The 23,456-nt window shown below is 40.0% G+C and carries 21 protein-coding genes; all 21 read right to left on the bottom strand.

What is annotated here, in order from left to right; translation table 11 throughout:
* Positions 1–250: 250 nt before the first annotated feature.
* The gene (locus tag MHI40_RS03080) at positions 251–1,846 is read right to left on the bottom strand and encodes a CTP synthase (RefSeq protein ID WP_093535779.1); all 1,596 of its coding nucleotides are present in this window, start codon (positions 1,844–1,846) and stop codon (positions 251–253) included.
* Positions 1,847–2,065: 219 nt separating this feature from the next.
* A complete protein-coding gene (rpoE, locus tag MHI40_RS03075) occupies positions 2,066–2,611 on the bottom strand; it encodes a DNA-directed RNA polymerase subunit delta (protein WP_340761466.1) in 546 nt (181 codons plus the stop codon).
* 338 nt (positions 2,612–2,949) lie between these two features.
* Positions 2,950–6,207: a fused isobutyryl-CoA mutase/GTPase IcmF gene (icmF, locus tag MHI40_RS03070; RefSeq protein ID WP_340761465.1), complete on the bottom strand. Its 3,258-nt coding sequence runs from the start codon at positions 6,205–6,207 to the stop codon at positions 2,950–2,952.
* A gap of 36 nt (positions 6,208–6,243) precedes the next feature.
* Positions 6,244–6,861 (bottom strand): TetR/AcrR family transcriptional regulator, encoded by a 618-nt coding sequence (locus MHI40_RS03065; protein ID WP_340761464.1) that lies wholly within the window; start codon positions 6,859–6,861, stop codon positions 6,244–6,246.
* Between the two features lie 9 nt (positions 6,862–6,870).
* On the bottom strand, positions 6,871–8,010 hold the full coding sequence (locus tag MHI40_RS03060) for an acyl-CoA dehydrogenase (protein WP_340761463.1): 1,140 nt from the start codon (positions 8,008–8,010) through the stop codon (positions 6,871–6,873).
* 232 nt (positions 8,011–8,242) lie between these two features.
* The gene (locus MHI40_RS03055) at positions 8,243–9,379 is read right to left on the bottom strand and encodes an acyl-CoA dehydrogenase (RefSeq protein ID WP_093535787.1); all 1,137 of its coding nucleotides are present in this window, start codon (positions 9,377–9,379) and stop codon (positions 8,243–8,245) included.
* 14 nt (positions 9,380–9,393) lie between these two features.
* On the bottom strand, positions 9,394–10,245 hold the full coding sequence (locus tag MHI40_RS03050; protein WP_340761462.1) for a 3-hydroxybutyryl-CoA dehydrogenase: 852 nt from the start codon (positions 10,243–10,245) through the stop codon (positions 9,394–9,396).
* Complete coding sequence (locus tag MHI40_RS03045; protein WP_340761461.1) at positions 10,242–11,450, bottom strand: acetyl-CoA C-acetyltransferase; 1,209 nt, start codon at positions 11,448–11,450, stop codon at positions 10,242–10,244. Before MHI40_RS03045 ends, MHI40_RS03050 begins: the two co-directional genes overlap by 4 nt.
* Before the next feature lie 379 nt (positions 11,451–11,829).
* A complete protein-coding gene (locus MHI40_RS03040) occupies positions 11,830–13,986 on the bottom strand; it encodes a (Fe-S)-binding protein (protein ID WP_340761460.1) in 2,157 nt (718 codons plus the stop codon).
* Between the two features lie 258 nt (positions 13,987–14,244).
* A complete protein-coding gene (locus tag MHI40_RS03035; protein ID WP_340761459.1) occupies positions 14,245–14,907 on the bottom strand; it encodes a hypothetical protein in 663 nt (220 codons plus the stop codon).
* Positions 14,900–15,382: an ECF transporter S component gene (locus tag MHI40_RS03030; protein WP_340761458.1), complete on the bottom strand. Its 483-nt coding sequence runs from the start codon at positions 15,380–15,382 to the stop codon at positions 14,900–14,902. The genes MHI40_RS03035 and MHI40_RS03030 overlap by 8 nt, the downstream gene beginning before the upstream one ends.
* 6 nt (positions 15,383–15,388) lie before the next feature.
* Positions 15,389–15,979 carry a cob(I)yrinic acid a,c-diamide adenosyltransferase gene (locus MHI40_RS03025; protein WP_093535799.1) on the bottom strand — a complete coding sequence of 197 codons (591 nt, stop codon included), beginning with the start codon at positions 15,977–15,979 and terminating at the stop codon, positions 15,389–15,391.
* Positions 15,963–16,364: a bifunctional adenosylcobinamide kinase/adenosylcobinamide-phosphate guanylyltransferase gene (locus tag MHI40_RS03020; RefSeq protein WP_340761457.1), complete on the bottom strand. Its 402-nt coding sequence runs from the start codon at positions 16,362–16,364 to the stop codon at positions 15,963–15,965. The genes MHI40_RS03025 and MHI40_RS03020 overlap by 17 nt, the downstream gene beginning before the upstream one ends.
* Positions 16,316–16,915 carry a histidine phosphatase family protein gene (locus tag MHI40_RS03015; RefSeq protein ID WP_340761456.1) on the bottom strand — a complete coding sequence of 200 codons (600 nt, stop codon included), beginning with the start codon at positions 16,913–16,915 and terminating at the stop codon, positions 16,316–16,318. Before MHI40_RS03015 ends, MHI40_RS03020 begins: the two co-directional genes overlap by 49 nt.
* Positions 16,885–17,634, bottom strand: a complete 750-nt coding sequence (gene cobS, locus MHI40_RS03010; protein WP_340761455.1) for an adenosylcobinamide-GDP ribazoletransferase — start codon at positions 17,632–17,634, stop codon at positions 16,885–16,887. The genes MHI40_RS03015 and cobS overlap by 31 nt, the downstream gene beginning before the upstream one ends.
* Positions 17,631–18,449, bottom strand: coding sequence for a cobyric acid synthase (locus MHI40_RS03005; protein WP_340761454.1), 819 nt, complete (start codon positions 18,447–18,449; stop codon positions 17,631–17,633). Before MHI40_RS03005 ends, cobS begins: the two co-directional genes overlap by 4 nt.
* A 21-nt stretch (positions 18,450–18,470) precedes the next feature.
* A complete protein-coding gene (locus MHI40_RS03000) occupies positions 18,471–19,001 on the bottom strand; it encodes a bifunctional adenosylcobinamide kinase/adenosylcobinamide-phosphate guanylyltransferase (RefSeq protein WP_340761453.1) in 531 nt (176 codons plus the stop codon).
* A complete protein-coding gene (locus tag MHI40_RS02995) occupies positions 18,974–20,050 on the bottom strand; it encodes a pyridoxal phosphate-dependent aminotransferase (RefSeq protein WP_340761452.1) in 1,077 nt (358 codons plus the stop codon). The genes MHI40_RS03000 and MHI40_RS02995 overlap by 28 nt, the downstream gene beginning before the upstream one ends.
* Positions 20,037–20,996 carry an adenosylcobinamide-phosphate synthase CbiB gene (cbiB, locus tag MHI40_RS02990; protein ID WP_340761451.1) on the bottom strand — a complete coding sequence of 320 codons (960 nt, stop codon included), beginning with the start codon at positions 20,994–20,996 and terminating at the stop codon, positions 20,037–20,039. Before cbiB ends, MHI40_RS02995 begins: the two co-directional genes overlap by 14 nt.
* Positions 20,996–22,468, bottom strand: coding sequence for an adenosylcobinamide amidohydrolase (locus MHI40_RS02985; protein WP_340761449.1), 1,473 nt, complete (start codon positions 22,466–22,468; stop codon positions 20,996–20,998). Before MHI40_RS02985 ends, cbiB begins: the two co-directional genes overlap by 1 nt.
* Positions 22,469–22,472: 4 nt before the next feature.
* Positions 22,473–23,456, bottom strand: a complete 984-nt coding sequence (locus MHI40_RS02980; protein WP_419958817.1) for a FecCD family ABC transporter permease — start codon at positions 23,454–23,456, stop codon at positions 22,473–22,475.

Genomic DNA, 23,456 nt, shown 5'->3' with positions numbered 1-23,456 from the left:
AAGTCGGCTGTTATAGGAAGGCACAACCATGCAGGATATTATTAAATAGTTATTCCACTAAGTAAAAAAGATTCCTTATGCTAAATCGCATGAGGAATCCTTTTTTGTGGTTGGTGCTTTCACTTTTCTAGATGGTCCAGTTACAGACGCCAGCTGCTCGATCGCTTCAGACTCTTAGTAAAGGCAAATGACGCCTTTTCTTTCAAGTCTTCCAGCGCTTTTCGCAACTAAACGGCGTCTTCCACATTTCTTATTCACCAACAGCTGCTTTGATGAAGTCGCGGAATAGTGGTTGTGGACGTTGTGGACGTGACACAAATTCCGGATGGAACTGAGAAGCTACGAAGAATGGGTGATCTGGTAGCTCGATGATTTCGATTAGGCGACCATCTGGGCTTGTACCAGAGAAGACAAATCCTGCTGCTTCGAATTGCTCGCGGTACTCGTTGTTAAACTCGTAACGGTGACGGTGGCGTTCGTATACTAGTTCTTCTCCGTATGCTTGATGTGCTTTTGAACCTGGTGTTAACTTACATGGATATAATCCTAAACGAAGGGTTCCACCAAGGTCTTCTACGTCTTTTTGCTCTGGCAATAAATCAATAATAGAATGTTGTGTTGTTGGATCTAGCTCTGTAGAATGAGCACCTTCAAGTTCTAGAATAGAACGGGCAAATTCTACTGTTGCTAATTGCATACCTAAACAAATACCTAAGAATGGTACATTGTTTTCACGTGCAAATTTAGTAGCGGAAATTTTACCTTCTACACCACGGTCTCCAAATCCACCAGGGACAAGGATTCCATCTACATCAGCAAGAATTTCAGCAACATTGTCTTCATTTACTTCTTCTGCATTTACCCATTTCACTTCTACGTCAGCATCAAATTTGTAGCCAGCATGTTTCATCGCTTCCACTACTGAAATGTATGCATCTTGAAGTTCTACGTATTTACCTACTAAACCAATACGAACTTTTTTCGACAATGATTTTACTTGGTCCACTAAACCAATCCAATCTGTCATATCTGCTTCAGGAGTTTGAAGTTTGAAATGATCTACTACAATTTGGTCTAAATGTTGTGCTTGTAAATTCAACGGAATTTCATATAGAGAATCTGCATCGATACATTCGATTACTTCCTCTGGTCTGATGTCACAGAAAAGGCCAATTTTATCTTTCATATCTTGAGGAACTGGCATTTCTGAACGAAGTACTATTACATTTGGTTGAATACCTAGGCTACGTAATTCTTTTACACTATGCTGTGTTGGTTTTGTTTTCATTTCTCCAGCAGCTTTAATGAATGGTACTAAAGTACAGTGAATATACATTACGTTATCGCTACCCACATCACGTTTCATTTGACGAATTGTTTCTAGGAATGGAAGAGATTCGATATCTCCTACTGTTCCACCGATCTCTGTAATAACGATATCTGCATGTGTTTCTTTTGCAGCTAAAAACAAGCGATCTTTGATTTCATTAGTAATATGTGGAATTACTTGAACTGTCCCACCATTATAATCGCCACGACGTTCTTTTCTTAGGACAGATGAGTAGACCTTACCTGTTGTGATATTCGAGTATTTGTTCAAGTTAATGTCGATAAAACGCTCGTAGTGTCCTAAATCTAAATCTGTTTCTGCCCCATCATCTGTTACGAAAACCTCTCCGTGTTGATATGGACTCATTGTACCAGGATCTAAGTTGATGTAAGGATCGAATTTTTGGATCGTTACGTTTAGACCTCTATTTTTTAATAAACGACCTAGTGAAGCAGCCGTAATCCCTTTTCCAAGTGAGGATACAACCCCACCAGTAACAAATATAAATTTAGTCATTATGTGTTCCTCCTAATGTAATATCTAGCTCGCCACCACATATGATGGGAACATTTTCTTATTTCAGTATGCCTAAAACACTCAAAATAAATAAGAGTAAAGCAATAACAAAAAGCGCTCCGCCTGCTTCGTTGCAGGGGAGCGCATATGCACATGAGTAATGTCTCTTTAAAAAGAGCCCAATAAAATCTTATAGCGCATAAGAAAATAAGTCAAGAATTATTCTTCCTCTTCTTCGTCTTCTTCGTCTAAGTCCTCATCAATCTCAAATTCATCATCGTCTTCATCAATCAAGTCTTCTTCAATTACTTCATCGATCTCTGCTCCGACAAACTCGATCACTGGATCATCCTCATCATCGTCGTCGTCATCATCGTCATCTTCTACGAACTCATCAAATTCTTCTTCGAAGATAATTTCATCCTCATCTAAATCGTCTAATTCATTATCTTTTACTTTATCTTTCTTCTTACGAACTTTTACTGTAGGAGCTGATTCTTCTTCAATTTGTTCTACTGGATACCATTCTCTAAGGCCCCATTGGTTTTCAGCAATTGCTAAAAAGCGCCCGTCAATATTCATATCTGTATAGAATTGAGGTTTACGAGAAGCCATTTCCTCATCTGTTAATCCATTATAATGTTGAATCTCATCAAATAATTCCTTTAAAGTTAATGAGTTCTTTTTATCTTCTAAAATCGCAAATGCTAGATCGATTAACGATTCTTCTTGTAGTTGTGTTATTGTCATTTCACGAAATTTCAAATCGTGCACGTCCTTTCTATGTTTCGTTTGCATACTTTTCATTATATACACACAAGTATGTTATATGCTACATTCATTTATTCTTTTTGAAAAGAGAAATTTTACATCCTACAATTGTAAACAAGTAAAATGATATTAAAAGAAGTGGCACAGAGGCTAGTTGTTTGTTATATAGAAAAAAAGTTAGTAGTAAAAGAATCATTATGATCAAAATGTGAACAGGTTTTTTCATTCAAATTCTCCTTTACTACATACTAGGTATATTATACAAAAAAATAGTAAAAAAGTGTTCCGATAATCATCGGAACACTAAATTATTTTTTCAGGGTGCTATCCATTTACATATTACGTCGATATTGTCCCCCAACTTCATACAAGGCATGTGTAATTTGACCAAGACTTGCTTTTTGAACAGTGGTCATTAACTCTTCAAAAATATTGCCACCAGTAACTGCAACTTGCTTCAAGCGAGCAAGCGCTTCCTCTGTCTCCGCTTCGTTCTTTTGTTGGAAATTTCGTAAATTTGTAATCTGTGTCTCTTTTTCTTCTGTCGTTGCACGTGCGATTTCCATATTATTAATATCCTCGTCAGAAGCAGGATTAGGATTTAAATAAGTATTCACCCCAATAATAGGTAGCTCGCCGGTATGCTTTTTCATCTCGTAGTGCATAGATTCTTCTTGAATTTTGCCACGTTGGTATTGTGTTTCCATTGCTCCAAGCACTCCACCACGATCATTAATACGATCGAATTCGGACAGAACAGCTTCTTCTACTAAGTCTGTCATTTCTTCTACGATAAAAGCACCTTGCAGAGGATTTTCATTTTTCGAAAGCCCATGTTCCTTCGTAATAATCATTTGAATCGCCATTGCACGACGAACTGATTCTTCTGTAGGAGTTGTAATGGCCTCATCATAAGCATTTGTATGTAGCGAATTACAGTTGTCCTGTAGTGCCATCAGAGCTTGTAATGTTGTACGAATGTCGTTAAAGTCGATTTCTTGAGCGTGCAAGCTTCGACCAGATGTTTGTACGTGGTATTTCAACTTTTGACTACGCTCATTTGCACCATATTTGTCACGCATAACAACTGCCCAAATACGACGAGCGACACGTCCAATAACCGTATACTCTGGGTCTAATCCGTTCGAGAAGAAGAACGATAAATTCGGAGCAAAGTCATCTATATTCATGCCACGACTTAAATAATATTCTACATAGGTAAAGCCATTTGACAGTGTGAATGCTAGTTGCGAAATCGGATTAGCTCCCGCTTCTGCAATATGATATCCCGAAATAGAGACAGAATAATAGTTACGAACCTTTTGGTCAATAAAATATTGCTGAATATCTCCCATCATTCGTAGTGCAAACTCCGTAGAGAAGATACATGTATTTTGACCCTGATCCTCTTTCAATATGTCTGCTTGAACAGTTCCTCGAACGACCTGTAACGTGGAAGTTTTAACTTCTGTAAACTCCTCAACAGTTAGGGTGCGACCTAGTTCTTCTTCCTTCAGGCGTACTTGTTGATCAATTGCGGTATTCATGAACATTGCAAGGATAATTGGAGCCGGTCCATTTATCGTCATCGAAACCGAGGTGGAAGGTGCACATAAGTCAAAGCCATCATATAACTTTTTCATATCCTCTAATGTACAAATACTAACACCAGACTCCCCAACTTTCCCATAAATATCCGGACGATGATCTGGGTCTTCTCCGTATAGTGTCACTGAGTCAAACGCAGTCGATAAACGTTTTGCATCATCATCTTTCGATAAATAGTGGAAGCGACGATTTGTTCGTTCCGGTGTTCCTTCTCCAGCAAATTGACGTTTCGGGTCTTCCCCTTCTCGTTTAAACGGAAAAACACCTGCCGTATACGGGAATGAACCCGGCACGTTTTCTTTATACACCCAACGTAAAATTTCCCCATAGTCTACGAATTTAGGTAATACTATTTTTGGTATTTTAATTCCTGATAAGCTTTCCGTACGAAGAATCGTGCGAATCTCTTTATCTCGAACCTTTGTGATAAACTCGTCTCCAGCATAAGCTTCTTTTAAAGCTGCCCAGTTTTCTAAAATGCGTTTAGATTCTGCCGTCAGTTCGTCACGAACACCTGCAGCTAATGATTCAAGAGACTGAACTAGGACATCATCTGACGCTTTTTCCTTCACTTGTTCGATTGCACCTTCTAGCTGGAACAGTCTTCTTGCAAAGCCAACCTGTTCTTCCGACTTATGATGGTATCCACGAACAGCATCTGTAATTTCACGTAAGTAGTAACGGCGTTCATTTGGTATAATGACGTTCTGTTTTTGCGTTTTCACAAATTGATCGTACGAGGTCTCCCAAGTAGAACCAGTCTTTTCATTTATAGTAGCAACTAGTGCCGCAAATAATGAATTCGTTCCTTTATCATTGAACTGACTAGCAATAGTTCCATATACAGGCATCGTATCTAAATCATCATGCCAAAGTTCACGGCTGCGTTGATACTGCTTTTGCACTTGGCGAAGAGCGTCTTCAGAGCCTTTACGTTCAAATTTATTAATCACGATTAAATCTGCATAATCTATCATGTCAATTTTCTCTAATTGAGAGGGTGCTCCGAACTCGCTAGTCATTACATACATCGAGACATCCGATACATTTGTAATTTCCGCATCCCCTTGTCCGATTCCACTTGTCTCTACAATAATCATGTCGTATCCAGCAACTCTTACAACGTCCAGTACATCTGCAAGCGCTCCTGATAATTCTGTACGTGAACCCCGAGTAGCTAAGCTGCGCATAAATACACGTTTGTTGAATATTGCATTCATACGAATACGGTCACCTAGCAGTGCTCCACCCGTTTTTTGCTTCGTTGGGTCAATAGATATGACAGCAATTTTCTTATCCGGAAGCTCTTGTAGGAAACGACGAATTAATTCATCCGTTAATGAACTTTTACCCGCTCCCCCCGTACCTGTAATACCTAGTACTGGAGTGCTTTTAGATAATTCTTTTGCTTGCTCTAGCATTTGAACTGCTTCCCCATTATGTGTTTGATAAGCTTCTTCCGCTACGGTAATTAGATGTGCAAGAACTTCTGGGTTTTCTGTCGTTACATTAGAAATTTCTTCACTTACACCTTTTGCTTCTGTTGCTACATCACATTCCACAAGCATTTGATTGATCATTCCTTGAAGCCCTAATTTACGTCCATCTTCTGGTGAGAAAATGCCGGAAATGCCGTACGCTTGTAATTCTTTTATTTCTTTCGGAATAATTACTCCGCCGCCCCCGCCGTATATGCGAATATGTGGTGCTCCACGTTCGACGAGTAGGTCTTTCATATATTTAAAATACTCAACATGTCCTCCCTGATAGGAAGATATGGCGATTCCTTGTACATCCTCTTGAATGGCAGCATTTACTACCTCTTCTACCGAGCGATTATGTCCCAAATGGATAACCTCTGCTCCGCTTGCTTGTAGAATGCGGCGCATAATATTGATAGATGCATCATGTCCATCAAACAGACTGGATGCTGTAACGAAACGTACATGATTTTTTGGACGATATACTTCTACCGTAGACATGTTGATATTCCCCCTTGTTATGTTGAACGTGCTTTTTTATTTCATCCCATGTAGTAATAATTCCATTTGTAGTTCTGTAAATTGTTCGATTGTAAATTCCTTGCGCAATGCCCATCTGCGAAATGCCCACATTTGCCCTTGAACGACTAAAGTATGTGCATACAGTTGTGCTTGTGCGTCGGTTAATTCAAGTTCCCCTGCCTGAATACAGCCCGTTATTATCTTGTGAAAAATTTTGACCATTTCTAATTCCTTTGTTAGTACATACTCCAAGGCCCCTTTTGGGAGTGATTTGGATTCTTGATACATAACTACGAATTCATCTGACATATCGTCAATCACACCATAGTAGTGACGGATCGCAGTTTTTAAATCGCCGATGGTACCATTCTCTGCGTTAATTTGTGAAAGGCGATTATGCACTTCGTTGTAAATGCTGTCACAAACCAGATACAATACGTCCTCCTTCGTACGAATATATTCATACAAAGTCCCAATACTGAAGCCAGCTTCTTTCGCTATTTCTCTCGTAGTTGCACGGTGAAATCCTTTTTCTTTGAATAAAGTAACAGCTGCACGAATCATTTGCTCTCTTCTTTTTTCAATAAGATTCTCATCTTTCACCGATGTCTTTACTTCATGTTTCTTTTCCATAGACATCGATTACTTTGTTAACATACGAGAAATAACTAATCGTTGAATTTCTTGCGTACCTTCATAAATTTGTGTAATTTTCGCATCACGCATATAACGTTCTACTGGATAATCTTTTGTATAACCATATCCACCAAATACTTGAACAGCTTCTGTTGTTACTTTCATCGCTGTATCACCAGCCATTAGTTTCGCCATCGCCGATTCTTTACCGTATGAAAGTCCATTTGACTCTAACCAAGCAGCTTGATATGTAAGCAAACGAGATGCTTCGATAGAAGTTGCCATATCTGCAAGTTTGAAGGATACCCCTTGGTTTGCAACGATTGGCTTACCAAATTGCACACGTTCTTTTGCATAAGTTACTGATGCATCTAATGCCCCTTGTGCAATACCAACAGCTTGAGCGGCAATTCCGTTACGTCCTCCATCTAATGTTTTCATAGCGATAATAAATCCTTGCCCCTCTTCCCCAAGAAGATTCTCTTTCGGAATACGACAATTATCAAAAATAATTTCTGTCGTTGGAGAAGAACGAATCCCTAATTTTCTCTCTTTTTTCCCAACAGAGAATCCTGGGAAGTCTGCTTCTACGATAAATGCACTTGTACCTTTATGCTTCGACTCTGGATCTGTTACTGCAAAGACAACATATATGTCTGCAATTCCACCGTTTGTAATAAAGATTTTAGAACCGTTTAAGACATAATGGTCGCCATCTAATTTTGCCGTAGTTTTCATACCACCCGCATCTGAACCTGAACCAGCTTCTGTTAAACCATATCCACCGATTTTTGTACCTTCTGCCATTGGGCGTAAATATTTTTGTTTTTGCTCTTCATTGCCATATTTGAAAATTGGCCAACCCGCAAGTGAAGTATGAGCCGATAAAGTTACACCTGTTGACGCACAAACACGTGATAGCTCTTCAACTGCGATACAGTATGCAAGATAATCTGAACCAATTCCACCGTATTCTTCCGGCCATGGAATTCCTGTTAAGCCAAGTTCAGCCATTTTATCGAAAATGCCACGATCAAAGCGTTCCTCTTCATCACGTTCAGCAGCAGTTGGCGCCACTTCTTTTTCTGCAAAGTCTCTTACCATTTTACGAATCATTTCATGTTCTTCTGATAGTTGGAAATTCATTATTAATCCCGCCTTTTTAAGTTTAGTTTGTTGGAGCAGCGAGAGAGGGTCTCTCGTATAGCTTGTGGCCTCTCTCGTATGACCGAAATTCTTACTCGTATAGAACCAAATCTCTCTCGTTCAGCTGACAGTCTCTCATTTAGCTTTGGAATTCTCTCGTATAGCTCCCAATCTCTCTCGTATGACTGAAGTTCGCTTTCGTATAGAGCGGAATTGCTCTTAAATAACAGTTTTAATTCGTTAGATGTTTGGCAATTACGATACGTTGAATTTCACTTGTACCTTCGTATATTTCCGTGATTTTCGCATCACGGAAGTAGCGTTCTACTGGGTAATCCTCTGTATAACCATATCCGCCGAATACTTGCACCGCTTCAATCGCCACGTCTACTGCAGTTTTTGAGGCAAATAGTTTAGCCATCGATGCTTCTTTACCACAAGGAAGTCCTTGTTCACGAAGACTTGCTGCACGATAGACTAGTAATCTAGCAGCTTCTACAGCAGTTCCCATGTCAGCTAGTTTAAATCCGACTCCTTGGTTTACTGCAATTGGTTTACCGAATTGTACACGTTCTTTAGAGTACTCAACAGCGGCTTCGAAAGCGGCTTCTGCAATCCCAAGTGCCTGCGTTGCAATACCGATACGCCCAGTGTTTAGATTGGCCATTGCGATTTTAAAGCCTTCTCCTTCTTCACCAAGTCTGTTTTCTACAGGTATTTTCATATCTTCGAATGTTAGTTGAACAGTTCTAGAACCATGGAGACCCATTTTATGTTCATCTTTCCCTACGATAAATCCTGGTGTATCCTTTTCGACAATAAACGCCGTAATACCTCTCGAACCTTGAGAAGGATCCGTTGAAGCAAAAACAATATTCACGTCTGCTTCTCCACCATTTGTAATAAAAACTTTTGAGCCATTCAATACATAGTGATCATCTTTTTTGACAGCTTTTGTTTTCAAAGCTCCAGCATCCGATCCTGCAGATGGCTCCGTTAAGCAAAAGGCACCTAAATATTCACCTGTTGCAAGCTTTGGAATATATTTGTTTTTTTGTTGCTCGTTACCGAAATATAATATCGGATTCGTGCCAACTGAAGTATGAACGGATAGAATTACCCCTACTACAGCACTCACTTTTGATAACTCATTAATGGCAATTACATAGCTTGTAAAATCCATCTCTGAGCCACCATATTGTTCTGGAACAGTGATGCCCATTAAGCCGAGTTCTCCCATTTTCTTCAAAATTTCACGTGGGAACTCCCCTTGCTCCATCTTATCTATAAAAGGTTCGATTTCTGTTTTAGCAAAATCTCTCACCATATTGCGCATCATCAGTTGTTCTTCTGTGAATTTCAATTCCATTCTAGTTGCCCCTTTTATTCGTAGATGTAGAATCCTCTGCCTGTTTTCTTTCCTAGCCATCCGGCTTTCACATATTTACGTAATAACGGACATGGACGGTACTTACTGTCTCCAAATCCTTCATGTAAGATTTCCATAATATAAAGACAAGTGTCCAAGCCGATAAAGTCCGCCAGTTGAAGGGGTCCCATTGGGTGATTCATCCCCATTTTCATCACATCATCAATAGCTTCTTTCGTTGCAACACCCTCGTAAAGTGTGTAGATGGCTTCGTTAATCATTGGCATTAAAATACGGTTAGATACGAATCCAGGAAAGTCATTTACTTCTACTGGCACTTTGCTTAGTTTCTTCGTCATTTCTTCAATCGCTGTGTAAACTTCATCAGATGTAGCGAGTCCACGGATGATTTCTACTAGCTTCATCACTGGAACAGGATTCATGAAATGCATACCAATAACTTGCTCTGGACGATTTGTCGCAGCTGCTATTTCTGTAATTGGTAACGAGGAAGTATTTGTTGCTAGAATTGTATGTGCCGGTGTAATGTCATCTAGTTGTTTGAAAATAGATTGCTTAATCTCCATGTTTTCGACTGCAGCTTCGATTACTAAATCGACATCGTTAGCATCTTCAATAGACAGGGACATTGTAATTTTATTTAGTACTGATTTTTTTTCATCTTCCGTCATCCGACCTTTTTCTACATTGCGAGAAAGGTTTTTTGTAATTGTCTGGATACCACCATCGTAAAATTGTTGTTCACGATCATTTAGTTTTACGTCAAATCCTGCTTGTGCACATACTTGAGCAATTCCAGATCCCATCTGACCTGCCCCGATTACTAATACTTTTTGGATATTCATGCTTCACTGCCTCCTGTTTTTGGAACTTCGATCATGATGGCATCCCCTTGACCGCCACCGGAACAAATTGCAGCGATTCCGATACCACCGCCACGACGCTTCAATTCATACGCAAGTGTAAGTATAATTCGCCCACCTGATGCGCCTATTGGGTGACCAAGTGCAACTGCTCCACCATTTACATTTACTTTTTCTTCGTCTAATCCTGCTAGCTGACTGCTTACTAATGCAACAGCTGCAAATGCCTCATTTATTTCGAATAGATCTATCTCCGCTAGTGTTTTACCCGTTTTCTCGAGGATTTTATTAATTACTAATCCAGGTGTTTGTGGGAATTTCTCCGGTTCAATCGCTACTTCTGCATGGCCGATAACGTAAGCAAGTGCTTCTTTTCCAAGTGACATTGCTTTTTCCTCACTTGTTAATACGAGTGCACAAGCCCCATCATTAATACCAGGTGCGTTACCTGCTGTGATTGTGCCTTCTTTACCAAAAGCTGGCTTAAGTGTAGCTAATGATTCCAATGATGTATTGCGGCGCGGTGATTCGTCCTCTTTCACGATGACAGGCTCACCTTTTCGTTGTGGAATCTCAAGTGAGACAATTTCTTCTCCTAATACCCCATTATCTATAGCCTTCAATGCCAGGTCATGACTTCTAAACGACCAAGCATCTTGTTTTTCACGAGACAGCTCAAACGTTTCTGCAGTCGAGTTACCGTAAGTTCCCATATGAACATTTTTAGGATGGAACGAACAAGATAAACCGTCGTAAACCATACCATCAACCATCGTCGCATCTCCCATACGTAAGCCGAATCTGCCCTTTGGTAAATAATATGGTGCATTAGACATCGATTCCATGCCACCTGCGACAATTACTTCCTCGTCACCAAGGCGGATCAATTGATCAGCAAGTGTGACACTCCGCATTCCAGAGGCACATACTTTATTGATCGTTTCCGTCTTGACGGACCAAGGAATCCCAGCTTTAGTTGCTGCTTGGCGAGAAGGAATCTGTCCTTGGCCTGCTTGTAAAACAGTCCCCATAATTACTTCGTCTACTTGCTCAGGGTCAATACCAGAGCGATTTAGAGCTTCTTTAATAGCTACTCCACCAAGATCAGAAGCAGTTAAAGTACTCAATGCTCCTCCAAATTTACCAAAAGCTGTACGTGCTCCATCCAAAATAACTGTTTTCGTCATATAGACACCCCTTATTGTTGTATACGCTTCCAACTTTTCAAAAATAAAAAACGACTGAACGCTCGCTCGATTCATTTGTAAGAAAAAAGGGAGTAACAAATTACTCCCTTACTATAAAGTGAAACATTCATCAGTGTTGTTTTTCTCCCACTGACTATTAGGTGAACCATTCTGGCTTTTACTACCATTTAAAACGTGATTAAGATTAGTTTACGAAACTATAAGACTATTTGCAATATAAATATAATATTATTCAGACTCCAGCATCTAGCCTAGCCCCAAGAGCCGTTTCAGAATGACAGATAAAGAATAGGACAAATTTATCGTCATTCCTCAAACCCTTTTTAGGGGTGGTACTGGGGTGTCTGCACATTTCTCATTATTGAACGATTTGTTCTAACTCTTCCTCTTCCACCGGAGGAATAAATTCCCCAAATATCGATTTCTCTAGAAGTTCAGCAATATCGTAAGTCCCTACTGTTTCTTCCACTTCTTTAGCTTTCGTTCCATCTGATAACATTGTTAAGCAATATGGACATCCTGAAGAAATAATAGTTGGATTTACTTCTAGTGCTTGTTCTGTACGAGCTACGTTTACACGATTTCCAACATGCTCTTCCATCCACATTAGTCCGCCACCGGCTCCACAACACATACCATTTTCTCTATTACGATCCATCTCAACTAGCTTCACACCTGGAATAGCTTTTAATACTTCACGTGGTGCATCGTATACATCATTATAGCGTCCTAAGTAACAAGAATCATGAAATGTAATTGTTTCTTCCACTGCGTATTGCGGTTTCAAGCGACCATCTTGCACTAAGTCATATAGCATTTCTGTATGATGGAGAACTTCTCCGTTCCATCCAAAATCACCGTATTCATTTTTAAAGATATTATATGCATGAGGATCGATTGTTACAATCTTCGTTACCCCTGCTTTTTCAAATTCTGAGATATTTGAACCAGCTAACTCTTGGAATAAAAACTCATTTCCTAAGCGACGTGGTGTATCCCCAGAGTTCTTTTCTTTATTGCCAAGTATCGCAAATTTAACTCCCGCTTCGTTCATCAAATGTGCAAATGACAGAGCAATTTTTTGTGATCGGCTATCGAAGGATCCCATCGAACCAACCCAGAACAAGTATTCAAACTCTTCTCCAGCTTTCGATACTTCTTTTACTGTTGGAATATGAATTTCCGGACGAGCATCTCTCCAGTTTTCTTTTTCTTTACGGTTAAGGCCCCACGGATTTCCTTGACGCTCAATGTTAGTCATTGCGCGTTGTGCATCAGGGTTTACTTTCCCTTCCGTCATTACTAAGTAACGGCGAAGGTCAATAATTTTATCCACATGTTCGTTCATAACTGGACATTGATCTTCACAGTTACGGCAAGTTGTACAAGCCCAAATTTCTTCTTCTGTAATAACATCTCCAATTAGAGATGGGCTATAAATGTCTTCGATTATTGCGCCTTCTGCTCCAGCAGCCATCGCAAGTTGATTTCCCTTTGTTCCTTGGAATGCTAGTGCTGGTACCCAAGGTTTTTTCTTCGTTTCCACTGCTCCCGTAAATGTTAAATGATCACGAAGCTTTACGATCAAGTCCATTGGTGAAAGCATTTTCCCTGTTCCAGTTGCCGGACACATATTCGTACAACGACCACATTCTACACATGCGTAGAAGTCGATCATCTGTGCTTGCGTAAAATCTTGAATGCGACCTACCCCGAACGAAGGCATTTCTTCTTCTGCCTCTGGGTCTTCGCTTTCTTCTTCTTCAAAATTAATCGGACGTAATCTACCAACTTTGTCCAAACGGTGGAAGTAAACGTTTGCAGGTCCAGTGATTAAGTGGAAATGCTTTGATTGTGGAACATACACTAAGAATGTTAATAGAATGATTAAATGCACCCACCACATTGCAAAGAAAATTACTGCTCCTGCTGTCGGTGGTAAGAAACCAAAAATAATAGCGATAGCTGAAGCAACTGGCTCTGACCAAGTAGCACTATGCCCGTGCCAAATCATCCCCATACCATTTCCGATCAAAACAGAAAGCATTAATCCACTCAGGAAAATAAGTACTAAACCATTTTTCCATCCACGTTTTAAGCGAACTAATTTCTCTACGTAACGGCGATAAAATGCCCATACTACAGCAACTAAGATTAATAGTGTGACAATTTCTTGGAAGAAAGTAAACGCTGGATATAATGGACCAAGCGGAATATGAGACCCTGGCGCTAACCCTTTCCAAATAAAATCGATTGCTCCTGCTTGGACTAATAAGAAGCCATAGAAGAACATAACGTGCATAATTCCGCTCTTCTTATCTTTTAATAATTTCTTTTGTCCAAAAACATACACCCATATTTTGCGAAGTCTTTCCTTCACATTATCTTCAAATTCGACTTTTTTCCCTAGTTTGATATACGTATATCTTGTTTTCAACAAATATGCGAACAATCCAACAGCATACACAACTACTGCGATAAACAGTATCCAGTTTGCAATTAAAAATGGATTCATCTTATTTCTCCCCCTCTGAGTTGTAAAATGATACTTTGAATAGAATAATACATTAGATTCGTAAACTAATATATAAGTAATTCAATATTAAAACTGAATGAGCATTCAGTCAATAGTTATTTATTCCGATAGATGTGAATTTTTTAATTTTTTTCGCAAATGGTTTGTTACTTCAGTATTCATCATCCGTGTAACCTATGATTTGCTAACTATTTTGCCGAAGTAGCAGTACCTACCCAAAAGAAAAAGACCATCTCCTCAAGAGATCGTCTCAAAATAGTGGCCAAAATGAAGTTTTGCTTCGCTTTCTTTCATCCTATCAATGCCAAGTAAAACTGTGGTAGCTGGTCCTGCCGATTTCTCTAAATCCCACTCTGCTAAATGTGCATTTATGCCTATTCGTTCGCACTCGCTTTTAATTCCGGTTGATCCAACTGGCCATACTTGATGTACTAATCCTAGACTTACTGCTTCCTTAATCTTTTTCAAGTTTGCGATTTTTTCACTATTCCTAATAACTTCTTCCCCGACACTTGGCATGCCGTATACATACCAGCGAACATCTTTATTCTTTTCTGTAACGGTTTCACCTAGCATGGTCACAGCGATTGCTGACTGCAGTGTTTCCATATTTGTTTCACTGCTGCCGGTAATTTCGGGGCAATTTATACCTATTTCGTTAAATAGCTTTTCTATACCAGTAATATATTTATTCCAGCTTTGGCTACCTGAAAAGTTATGAACTACTATGGACAGTGGATTTGCACCAGCTGCCCATTGTTCTAGTAATGCAACTCTTGCTACGAAATAAGAGACTATTTCGTCTGGCGTTGAAACTACGTCATTCTTTTTTTCTCCGATGCCTGCGGAGTTATCTGTCGTTAATACGAATCCATTGGGCAATAGGCTCGCATTACGCATGAGTTTTCACACGTTTCATCACTCGCTCCACTACTGGCGAGACAATCATAGCGATTGCTGCATTTAAAATAGTCGCAAGTGTGATACCTGGGAGGGCTGCCGCAAAGAATGCCGGTGAAATGATCCAGTAAAATGGTAGCGTTGCAAGGACACTATTAGCAAAGATAAAGAAAATCCATTTCCAAACGTGATGCCCTGATTGGTGCAGCTTTGTGAATACGTATAAAATGACAAACATTTCCACAGCTATAATTATATGCAATGGCCCTAACGGAAACCCTGCATATAAAGAGGATGATAAGTGACCTATTAGCGATGCAGCACCAGCATAAACGGGTGGCAGAAAGGAAGCTGAAATCAGCGCCGGCACCGTATCTAATGCAGCACTTCCGATGCCGACAGGAACTTTAATAAATGCCCCGACTGCGCATAGTGCTGCAAACATAGCCGCAAGTGTTAATACTCGAAGTTTCATATAACCTTACTTCCCTTCTACCTTCTCGCTTCCTACATTTTTAAAAACTTTTGCACTGCGAACATATTCAACATCCGCAACGTTTTCTCTCACATTCGCTACACGTGCTGCCGCAAATAAATAATCTGATAAACGGTTTAAATAGCGCTGTACCACAGTCGGCACATCCTCTTGTGACTTCGTTAACGTAACAGTCAAACGTTCTGCACGTCTAGTAATGGTACGAGCAATATGAAGCGTTGCCGCAGCTGGAGTTCCTCCAGGTAGGATGAATCTCTCTAAAACTGGCCCTTCTTCAACTAGTACATCAATTCTTTTTTCCATTGCATCAATTGCTTCGTCTGTCATTTTATAAACGCGACGATTGGAAACATTTGCAAGGTCTCCACCACAGTCAAAGAGCTCATGCTGAATTGTTTCTAGATCCTCTAGAATATCCGCAAACTTCGATGAATCTAGCTCTGTTACTGCTTTTCCGATAAATGAATTCACTTCATCAATTGTTCCGTAAGCTTCTACGCGGATATCGTCTTTGTCCGTTCTTCCCCCGATTAAACCTGTTTGTCCTTTGTCACCTGTTTTAGTGTAAATTTTCAATTTGCCCATCTCCCTTTATTGTTTGTGATATACCGTACCATATTCGCGTTACACGCGATGCCTTTGTAAACAGCTGTTGATAAAATCGACCGACATCATCCCGCAGCTTGCGTATACTGGCATCCATCGGTACAATTCCTCGACCTATTTCCGTTGCAATAACGACCACTTCTGCTTGTGTACGCCACTTTTCCATTCTCTGTAGTAACTCATTACTTTCGGTCTGTAACAAATGCTCGACACCAGAAACAACAATCACTTCTACATTTGGCAATAAAACATATGCATCTACTTCAACATTTAACCACTGGACATTGCGTCCTTGCACCATCTGCTCTACATACGCTCGTTTTCCATTAAATGCTCCACCGAAAATGACGTGCATCGTGTCCCCTCCAATACAGCTTTTTTATCGGCCCAATACATTGTAAACATACTGCCATGAGGTACTTCCCAATCCCAAAAGTTCTTTTCTACACTTGCAAACTTGGTCAATAAAAACCGAATGGGTCCACCATGCGTAATGATTACTGGTTGCTCTAACTTTTCAAATGCTGCTAAGAAAGCTTTTAACACGCGATTTTCCATTGTTTGCATTGACTCCCCATTTGGAGGTGCTAACTGCAACGGATTATCCAGCCAATTTCTGTAGGAAGCTTCCTCTTTTAAATCATTATATGTTTTGTTTTCCCAGTCACCAAATGAGCATTCACGAAAATTTGCATCGTCAGTATAAGGAACTCCGCTAAATAGTTGAGCGGCTGTTTGTTTGCAGCGAATTAAATCGCTACCGATTATTTCATTGGTTTCACACGCATTTTTTTTTGTCTTCAATCCTGCAAGAATGGGTTCATCGGTCCAGCCAATATACTTTTTGTCTCGATTTGCTTGCGTAGGCAAATGCCTTATGAGAGTAACAACAACAGCGTTATCCATAGCTTCACCTCCGATATTTCCACACTTGCACCAAGTAAATCACCAGTCACTCCACCGAAATTTTTCAATATCCAATTACGGAATAAACAAATAAAAGCAAATAACACAACCGCAAACGTGACGGCGACCATCCAATTTGTCATCCATCCTAACACAGCTAGACCAATAGCAAAATTACATATGGCTGCGATTAGGACGATATTTGCATTTATTTTTCCCTTGAAGTAATAAGCAAGACCACTTGCCTTAGCAGTATTCGTCAATGAAAATAGCAGTGTAAGCATAGCTCGTGAGAAAAAAGGAATTAGCCATACAAAAACCCAATGAAAGGAATCTGTCGATAACACTTCGGATACTATAATTACCTTACCGAAGACTAAAAAAACTACTGCCATCACACCAAAAGCTCCAACTCGAGGATCTTCCAATATTTCGAATCGCTTCAATCGATCTTTATAGGAAAAAAACGCATCCGAAGTATCTATAAAACCATCCATATGGAGACCACCAGAAAGGACAACTCCGAGAAGGACAATACAAAATCCAGTCATTAGTGAACTCCAATCGAAATAGAGCACTAAACAAGAAAAGGCACCTATGCCTCCCCCGATCCAAGGGAAGATACTATACATTCCTGTAATCGATCGTTTGTCCATCGGTAAATTTTTATTTACTGGCAGCACCGTAAAAAATTGAAGTGCTAACAAAATGCTCTTCATTTCTTCACCGCATTGTTAGATAAAATAGTTAAAATTTTTCCCCACTTTACATGCTTTTTAAAATGGGTGGCCCATTCATTTATTTGTTCATTTGATGCCATTTGTCCATTTTTTTCTTCTCCGTCTTCTTCCTCAAATTCATTTTCAAAATAAGGGATGACTCCTAACACATCTATTCCTGTATATGTTTCGATGAAATCGATTCCGTCCTGAAATAAAGAAATATCTCCCTGGAACTTATTTATAATAATCCCTTTTACACGCGCTCTTTGTGATTCTGGCAGTAGTTCAAGTGTCCCAACTAGGGATGCAAAAACCCCGCCAAACTCAATATTAGCCACTAATATAACTGGAATATCTGCCATGTCAGCTACTCGCATATTCACCAACTCACGTTCACGTAAATTTACTTCAACGGGACTCCCCGCACCTTCTAATATCAAATACTCAAAAGAGGCAGACAGCAGGCTTAAACAATTTTTTATAAGTTCTTGTCCTTTTTCAAAAAATTGCTCCCGGTAGTGCATGCCACTCATTGTGTCCAACTTTTTTCCTAGAATAATTATGTCTGACTCCATATTCCCTATTGGTTTCAATAATATAGGATTCATCTCAGCTGAATAAGGGATTTTCGCTGCCCTTGCTTGCAAGGATTGCGAAACACTTATTTCCAAACCATCCTCTGTATGAATACTTAAGCCTGACATGTTTTGCGATTTAAAAGGGGCCACTTGCTTTCCTTCATTTGCAAGAAGTCGACAAATAGCTGTACATATCAAACTTTTCCCAACGCTGGAAGCAGTACCTTGTATCATTAAACCCTTCACCTATATCCCTCACTTCCACTGGTGGCTTAAGCCATACTCCATCTCAAAGGCATGATCTGCCATCGCTACAAGCTTTTGATGAATTCTTCCAATCCAAGATTGATAAAGCGCTGTATCTTCATAATTTGATAAAGGTTCGTCGAGCACTTCATTTGAAACAATGACGACTAGTTTAGCTTTTTCTATTAACTGGTCAATTGTTTCATACAATTGCTCTTCTACTGATTCCATTTGTCCATCATAGAGTTCGTTCGCTAACCAAGTAGTGACACAATCCCATAAGATACCGTCTCCCTTTTGGATGTGAGGAAGGACCTGCTCAAAATGGCTTGGTTGCTCAATCGTTATCCATTCGACTAGGTAGTTTTCACGATCGTCTTGGTGCCTTTTTATGCGTTCGCTCATTTCATTATCTACCGCAACGCCAGAAGCGATGTACACATTTCGTTTTGCTAACCTATCCATTAAATAATGTTCAGCAAAACTACTTTTGCCACTGCGCACACCTCCCGTTATGAAGATAAGTTTTCCTCGAACCATGCGCTCATCTCCTTTTGCAAGTACTTCATTTGAGGCTCCTCTTTCATCCCCACACGAAACCATTTGCCGTTAAGTCCTTTGAAGTTTTCTGTATGGCGAAGTACACAACCTTTATGTAACAAACTTTCGAAAAACTCCTTTGAAAGAGCAGGATCTGGCAATTGAAAACAAATAAAATTTGTTTGAGATGGTAGCACGATACAATTCCATCTCTCTAGAAACGCTGTCATTTGCTCTCGCATTTCTTTTGCAAATGCAATTGCTGTTATTCGGTAGTCTTCTTCTAGCAAACAGTCAGCTCCGACTGTCGTGGCAATCGCATTACTATTCCAATGTGATATTCTCGAACGGATATCGCTAACGATGGTTTTACTAGCCAGCGCGTACCCAAGACGAATTCCCGGAATAGCGTACATTTTCGTCATTGAGCGTACAACAATAACATTTGGAAAATCTTTTAAATAAGGGATAAATGATTCTTTTTCATCTATAAAATCGAGAAATGCTTCATCTAAAATAACTTCACACTTATACGTCTTCGCATAATTTGCTATTTGAATAATTTCTTCTAATGGAATTAAATACCCGGTCGGATTATTTGGTCTACAAATGTAAATTGCTTCCGCAAACTCTACTTCATCGAGCACTTCATCCAAAGGAAGTTTCCCAGTTGCAATTATTTCCTTGATGTACACATTGTAAGGAGTAAGAGTTGCTTCATATTCAGAAAAAGTTGGATGAACCAATACAACGCGTTTATTTTCATATCGTTTTGCAAGGCTTGCGAATATTTCTGCTGCTCCATTTCCAACTATTACATTTTCTACTGGTACACCGTGAAATTTTGCAGCAGCTGATAAAAACGGTTCTCCCAGTGGATCTGGATATTTAGTAATTAGCTTTACATACGTTGACCATTTTTCATGTACAAAAGTTGGCGGTCCTAGTGGGTTCACATTTTCACTATAATCGAAAACCGTTTCAGGCATGCTCATTCCTAGTTGTTCATAAACGTGATTAGCATTTGCTCCGTGATTAGGTAATGCCAAATAATATCCCTCCGATCACCATCATCCATAGCCAAAATAGAACGACAGCCGAATTCAAATGAGATAGGCTGCTTAATATATGGTTTGGCGATAATGGAACTTCACCAATCCCCATAAGTGCACGATTAGAAACAGTTCCCTTGTATGTATTAATGCCCCCCAGTTGAATACCCAGCTGATAAGCAGTTGCAGCCTCTAGATAGCCACTATTTGGACTTGGATGCTTTTTCGCATCCTGCCACCAGCCTTTCATCCGTTTACCAAAAGGCAACTTACTTTCTTTTTTGCCCCACAACATAATGATATAGCCCGTCAATCGACTCGGTATATAATTTGCAATATCATCTAACTTTGCAGCAGCATATCCGAATTCGGAGTACTTTTCATTTTTATAACCGACCATTGAATCGAGCGTATTGATCGCTTTATATAACCAAAGTCCTGGAGCACCGGCAAATACGAAGGCGTAAAAAAGTGGTGCCGTTATGCCGTCACTAATATTTTCCGAAACTGTTTCCACGACACCCCGTGTAATTTCTTGTTCGTTTAACTTCTCTGTATCTCGACCAACAATCCAGGAAAGTTTTTGTCTTGCTAACGGTAAATCTTTTGCTACTAATGGTTTATACACATCCATTGCTGCTACTTTTAAACTCTTCTGGGCAAGCCCTGATGCGATTAGAATACTTTCCACTGCAATTCCGACCCATATATGAACGGAATAGGCACCTATTAGAATAGCTAAAGTGGCGAAGAAGGTAATGCCAACGACTATAATAACGAGTAAAACTCCTTTTGCTTTGCGAGCTCTTCCTTTATTCAACCAGCCTGTCAGTTTCGTGATGAGCTTTCCAATGAACTTTACGGGATGTGGCCAACTTGGTGGATCTCCAATTATTCGGTCTAGTATCAAACCAATTGCTATAGCTATAATATGCGGACCCATTATGATTCCCAACCTTTTGCTTTTTTGTAAACTTGAATAGCTTCCACAGTACATTCATACACACCAAGTCCAATTTTCTTACCTATTTCAGTAATTGGTCCTGCATAAGGAATATGCGTCCCTTTTTGTGTTGCTGCTATTAACACACTATCCGTTGATGTTCCAGTGGCAATCGTTCCCGTTCGCGGATCCTTCACTTGCTCAAATGCGAGAGCTTTTGTTTTCGCTTCGGTGGCTGTAATAACAGATTGTATAAAAGCTTCGTCCGAAAGTTCCCCATTTACAATTACCCATGTATTAATCGTTCCTATTGCTGGAAGCATCTCTACTTCATATGCTCTAGAAACGTCCACGGCATTCCCTACTCCCGCAGTCACCATAATGATAATATTACCAAAAGGTGTCTTATACTCTTTGATGACGGCATCCGTTGTCCTTACCGCAGTCATCATTCCTACTGTATCAGCTTCAGAAAATCCGTTATTCGCCAAGTAGACGAGCATTTCTTCTTGTACATTATCACAAGCATAACTAGCATCTACTCTTCTATTGACGAAGTTTTTATACCAGCCACTTCCTGCATTAATGACCGCAGAAGACCATGTCTTCAATTGTATTTCTGCTTGAAAAAGGACATAATCTTCCGTTACTTTAAAGTTTTCAGCGTTGATAATCCGCTCCTTATAACGTTCCATTACGTCTGGCAAAATGGTCACTTGAGGTTTTGGACGCTCTGGATGTGAAGTAGTACTTACTCGTGCTTCATAAACTGCTTCCACTAGACTTTTCTTTACTACTTCCTGTGGTTCCCCGATTACTTTTATCTGCCCCTGATCCATCAGTAAGAGGCGATCACAGTATAAAGAGGCAAGATTTATATCATGAAAAATACTAATAACCGTAATTTCATTTTCTATCGTTTGTGTTTTTATAGTATCGAGTAACTGTTTTTGATGGGCAATATCTAGATGATTGGTAGGTTCATCCAGCAGGAGTATAGGTGCTTGCTGTGCAAGGGCCTGAGCTACAAATACTCGTTGTTGTTCCCCTCCTGACAGCAGTTCCAACAGCTGATGCTCATATCTTTGGATGGCCGTTAGCTTCATCGCAGCTTGAACCGCCGCTTCATCCTCGTTAGACCAACTAGAAAACCAGCCGCTTTGGTGGGGGTAACGTCCGAGTGAAACAGTATCCCGAACCGTATGAGAAAAAGCCTGACTATGTAATTGTGGAAGTACTGCCATTTTTTTTGCGAGCTCTTTAGAAGCAAAGGATTGAAGTGTTTTATCTTCAATAAGGACTTCTCCTGATTTCATTGGTAAAATGCCACTTATCAATTTTAGTAAGGTAGATTTACCACTTCCGTTCGGTCCTAATATGCCTAGCATTTCTCCCTTTTTCACTTGAAAGGAGACGTTTTGGACAACTAGCTTTTCGTCGTAACCACCTGAAACATTTTTTATCTCTAGCATGGTGTTAAACGCCTCCTTTTTTACGTTGTTTAAAGAATATAAATGCAAACACAGGTGCTCCGATAAATGCTGTAATAACACCAATTGGTAACTCAGTCGGTGAAATAATCGTACGAGATACCAGATCACAGATGATTAAAAGCGAAGCCCCGTTTATAAAGCTCAATGGTAATACATGGCGATTATCCGAGCCAAATAAAAGCCTAGTCATATGTGGCACAACTAGTCCTACAAAGCCAATCGTCCCTGACACAGAAACGGCCGTACCAGTTAGCATAGACCCACCAATAAGTATCATCATTTTGCGCTTTTTCACATCTACTCCTAAGTGCTTGGCACGTTCTTCCCCAAACAGCATGGCATTAAGCTCTCTTCTGTTTATCCACAATAAAAACGTTCCGATAATAACAAAAGGTAAGGCCATCTGCACAAAGCTCCAGCCTCGCATCGACACACTACCGAGCAACCATCCAATAATTTGACGCAACTCTTCACCAGTTAAAGCAATCATTAACGAAATTACAGATCCCAAAAAGGAACTAAAAATAATTCCTGTTAAAATAATCGTCTCCATTTTCATCCCACGATCTACTAGCTTGGCGAATGAAATAACTAATAGCATTGTCACTAACGCACCAACCATACTAAAGACAGGTAATGTAAATATCCCTAAAAACGGTATGGAAATCCCGAAAAAGAGCGTAGCCACAGCACCGACCGAGGCACCGGACGAGACTCCTAATGTATAGGGGTCAGCAAGCGGGTTTTTAAGCAAACTTTGAAATGCAGCACCAGCAATCGCCAAAGATGCACCTACTAAACCAGCTAGTACCACTCGCGGCATACGAATCTTCCAAACGATATTGGTCGCTATCGCATCGGCCCCCGTATCCCATAACGTTTGGATCGGCACCTTCACAGAACCGACCGATACACCAAGCCAAATTGCTAACAAAAGCACAAAAATGGACATGATGTAACCGATCAT

The sequence above is a fragment of the Psychrobacillus sp. FSL H8-0510 genome, assembly GCF_038008345.1.
Classification (GTDB): Bacteria; Bacillota; Bacilli; order Bacillales_A; family Planococcaceae; genus Psychrobacillus; species Psychrobacillus psychrotolerans.
This window is presented reverse-complemented; position numbering and strand designations above follow the sequence as displayed.

Excerpts from the sequence above, each read along its gene's own strand:
- MHI40_RS03055 (WP_093535787.1), bottom strand. The coding sequence starts at position 9,379 with ATGGAATTGAAATTCACAGAAGAACAACTGATGATGCGCAATATGGTG.
- icmF (WP_340761465.1), bottom strand. The coding sequence starts at position 6,207 with ATGTCTACGGTAGAAGTATATCGTCCAAAAAATCATGTACGTTTCGTT.
- MHI40_RS03060 (WP_340761463.1), bottom strand. The coding sequence starts at position 8,010 with ATGAATTTCCAACTATCAGAAGAACATGAAATGATTCGTAAAATGGTA.
- MHI40_RS03080 (WP_093535779.1), bottom strand. The coding sequence starts at position 1,846 with ATGACTAAATTTATATTTGTTACTGGTGGGGTTGTATCCTCACTTGGA.
- MHI40_RS02985 (WP_340761449.1), bottom strand. The coding sequence starts at position 22,468 with ATGCTAGAGATAAAAAATGTTTCAGGTGGTTACGACGAAAAGCTAGTT.
- MHI40_RS03035 (WP_340761459.1), bottom strand. The coding sequence starts at position 14,907 with ATGCGTAATGCGAGCCTATTGCCCAATGGATTCGTATTAACGACAGAT.
- MHI40_RS03020 (WP_340761457.1), bottom strand. The coding sequence starts at position 16,364 with ATGCACGTCATTTTCGGTGGAGCATTTAATGGAAAACGAGCGTATGTA.
- cbiB (WP_340761451.1), bottom strand. The coding sequence starts at position 20,996 with ATGGGTCCGCATATTATAGCTATAGCAATTGGTTTGATACTAGACCGA.
- MHI40_RS03040 (WP_340761460.1), bottom strand. The coding sequence starts at position 13,986 with ATGAATCCATTTTTAATTGCAAACTGGATACTGTTTATCGCAGTAGTT.
- cobS (WP_340761455.1), bottom strand. The coding sequence starts at position 17,634 with ATGAAGAGCATTTTGTTAGCACTTCAATTTTTTACGGTGCTGCCAGTA.
- MHI40_RS03005 (WP_340761454.1), bottom strand. The coding sequence starts at position 18,449 with ATGATACAAGGTACTGCTTCCAGCGTTGGGAAAAGTTTGATATGTACA.
- MHI40_RS03030 (WP_340761458.1), bottom strand. The coding sequence starts at position 15,382 with ATGAAACTTCGAGTATTAACACTTGCGGCTATGTTTGCAGCACTATGC.
- MHI40_RS03065 (WP_340761464.1), bottom strand. The coding sequence starts at position 6,861 with ATGGAAAAGAAACATGAAGTAAAGACATCGGTGAAAGATGAGAATCTT.
- MHI40_RS03050 (WP_340761462.1), bottom strand. The coding sequence starts at position 10,245 with ATGAATATCCAAAAAGTATTAGTAATCGGGGCAGGTCAGATGGGATCT.
- MHI40_RS03000 (WP_340761453.1), bottom strand. The coding sequence starts at position 19,001 with ATGGTTCGAGGAAAACTTATCTTCATAACGGGAGGTGTGCGCAGTGGC.
- MHI40_RS03045 (WP_340761461.1), bottom strand. The coding sequence starts at position 11,450 with ATGACGAAAACAGTTATTTTGGATGGAGCACGTACAGCTTTTGGTAAA.
- MHI40_RS03015 (WP_340761456.1), bottom strand. The coding sequence starts at position 16,915 with ATGGATAACGCTGTTGTTGTTACTCTCATAAGGCATTTGCCTACGCAA.
- MHI40_RS02980 (WP_419958817.1), bottom strand. The coding sequence starts at position 23,456 with ATGATCGGTTACATCATGTCCATTTTTGTGCTTTTGTTAGCAATTTGG.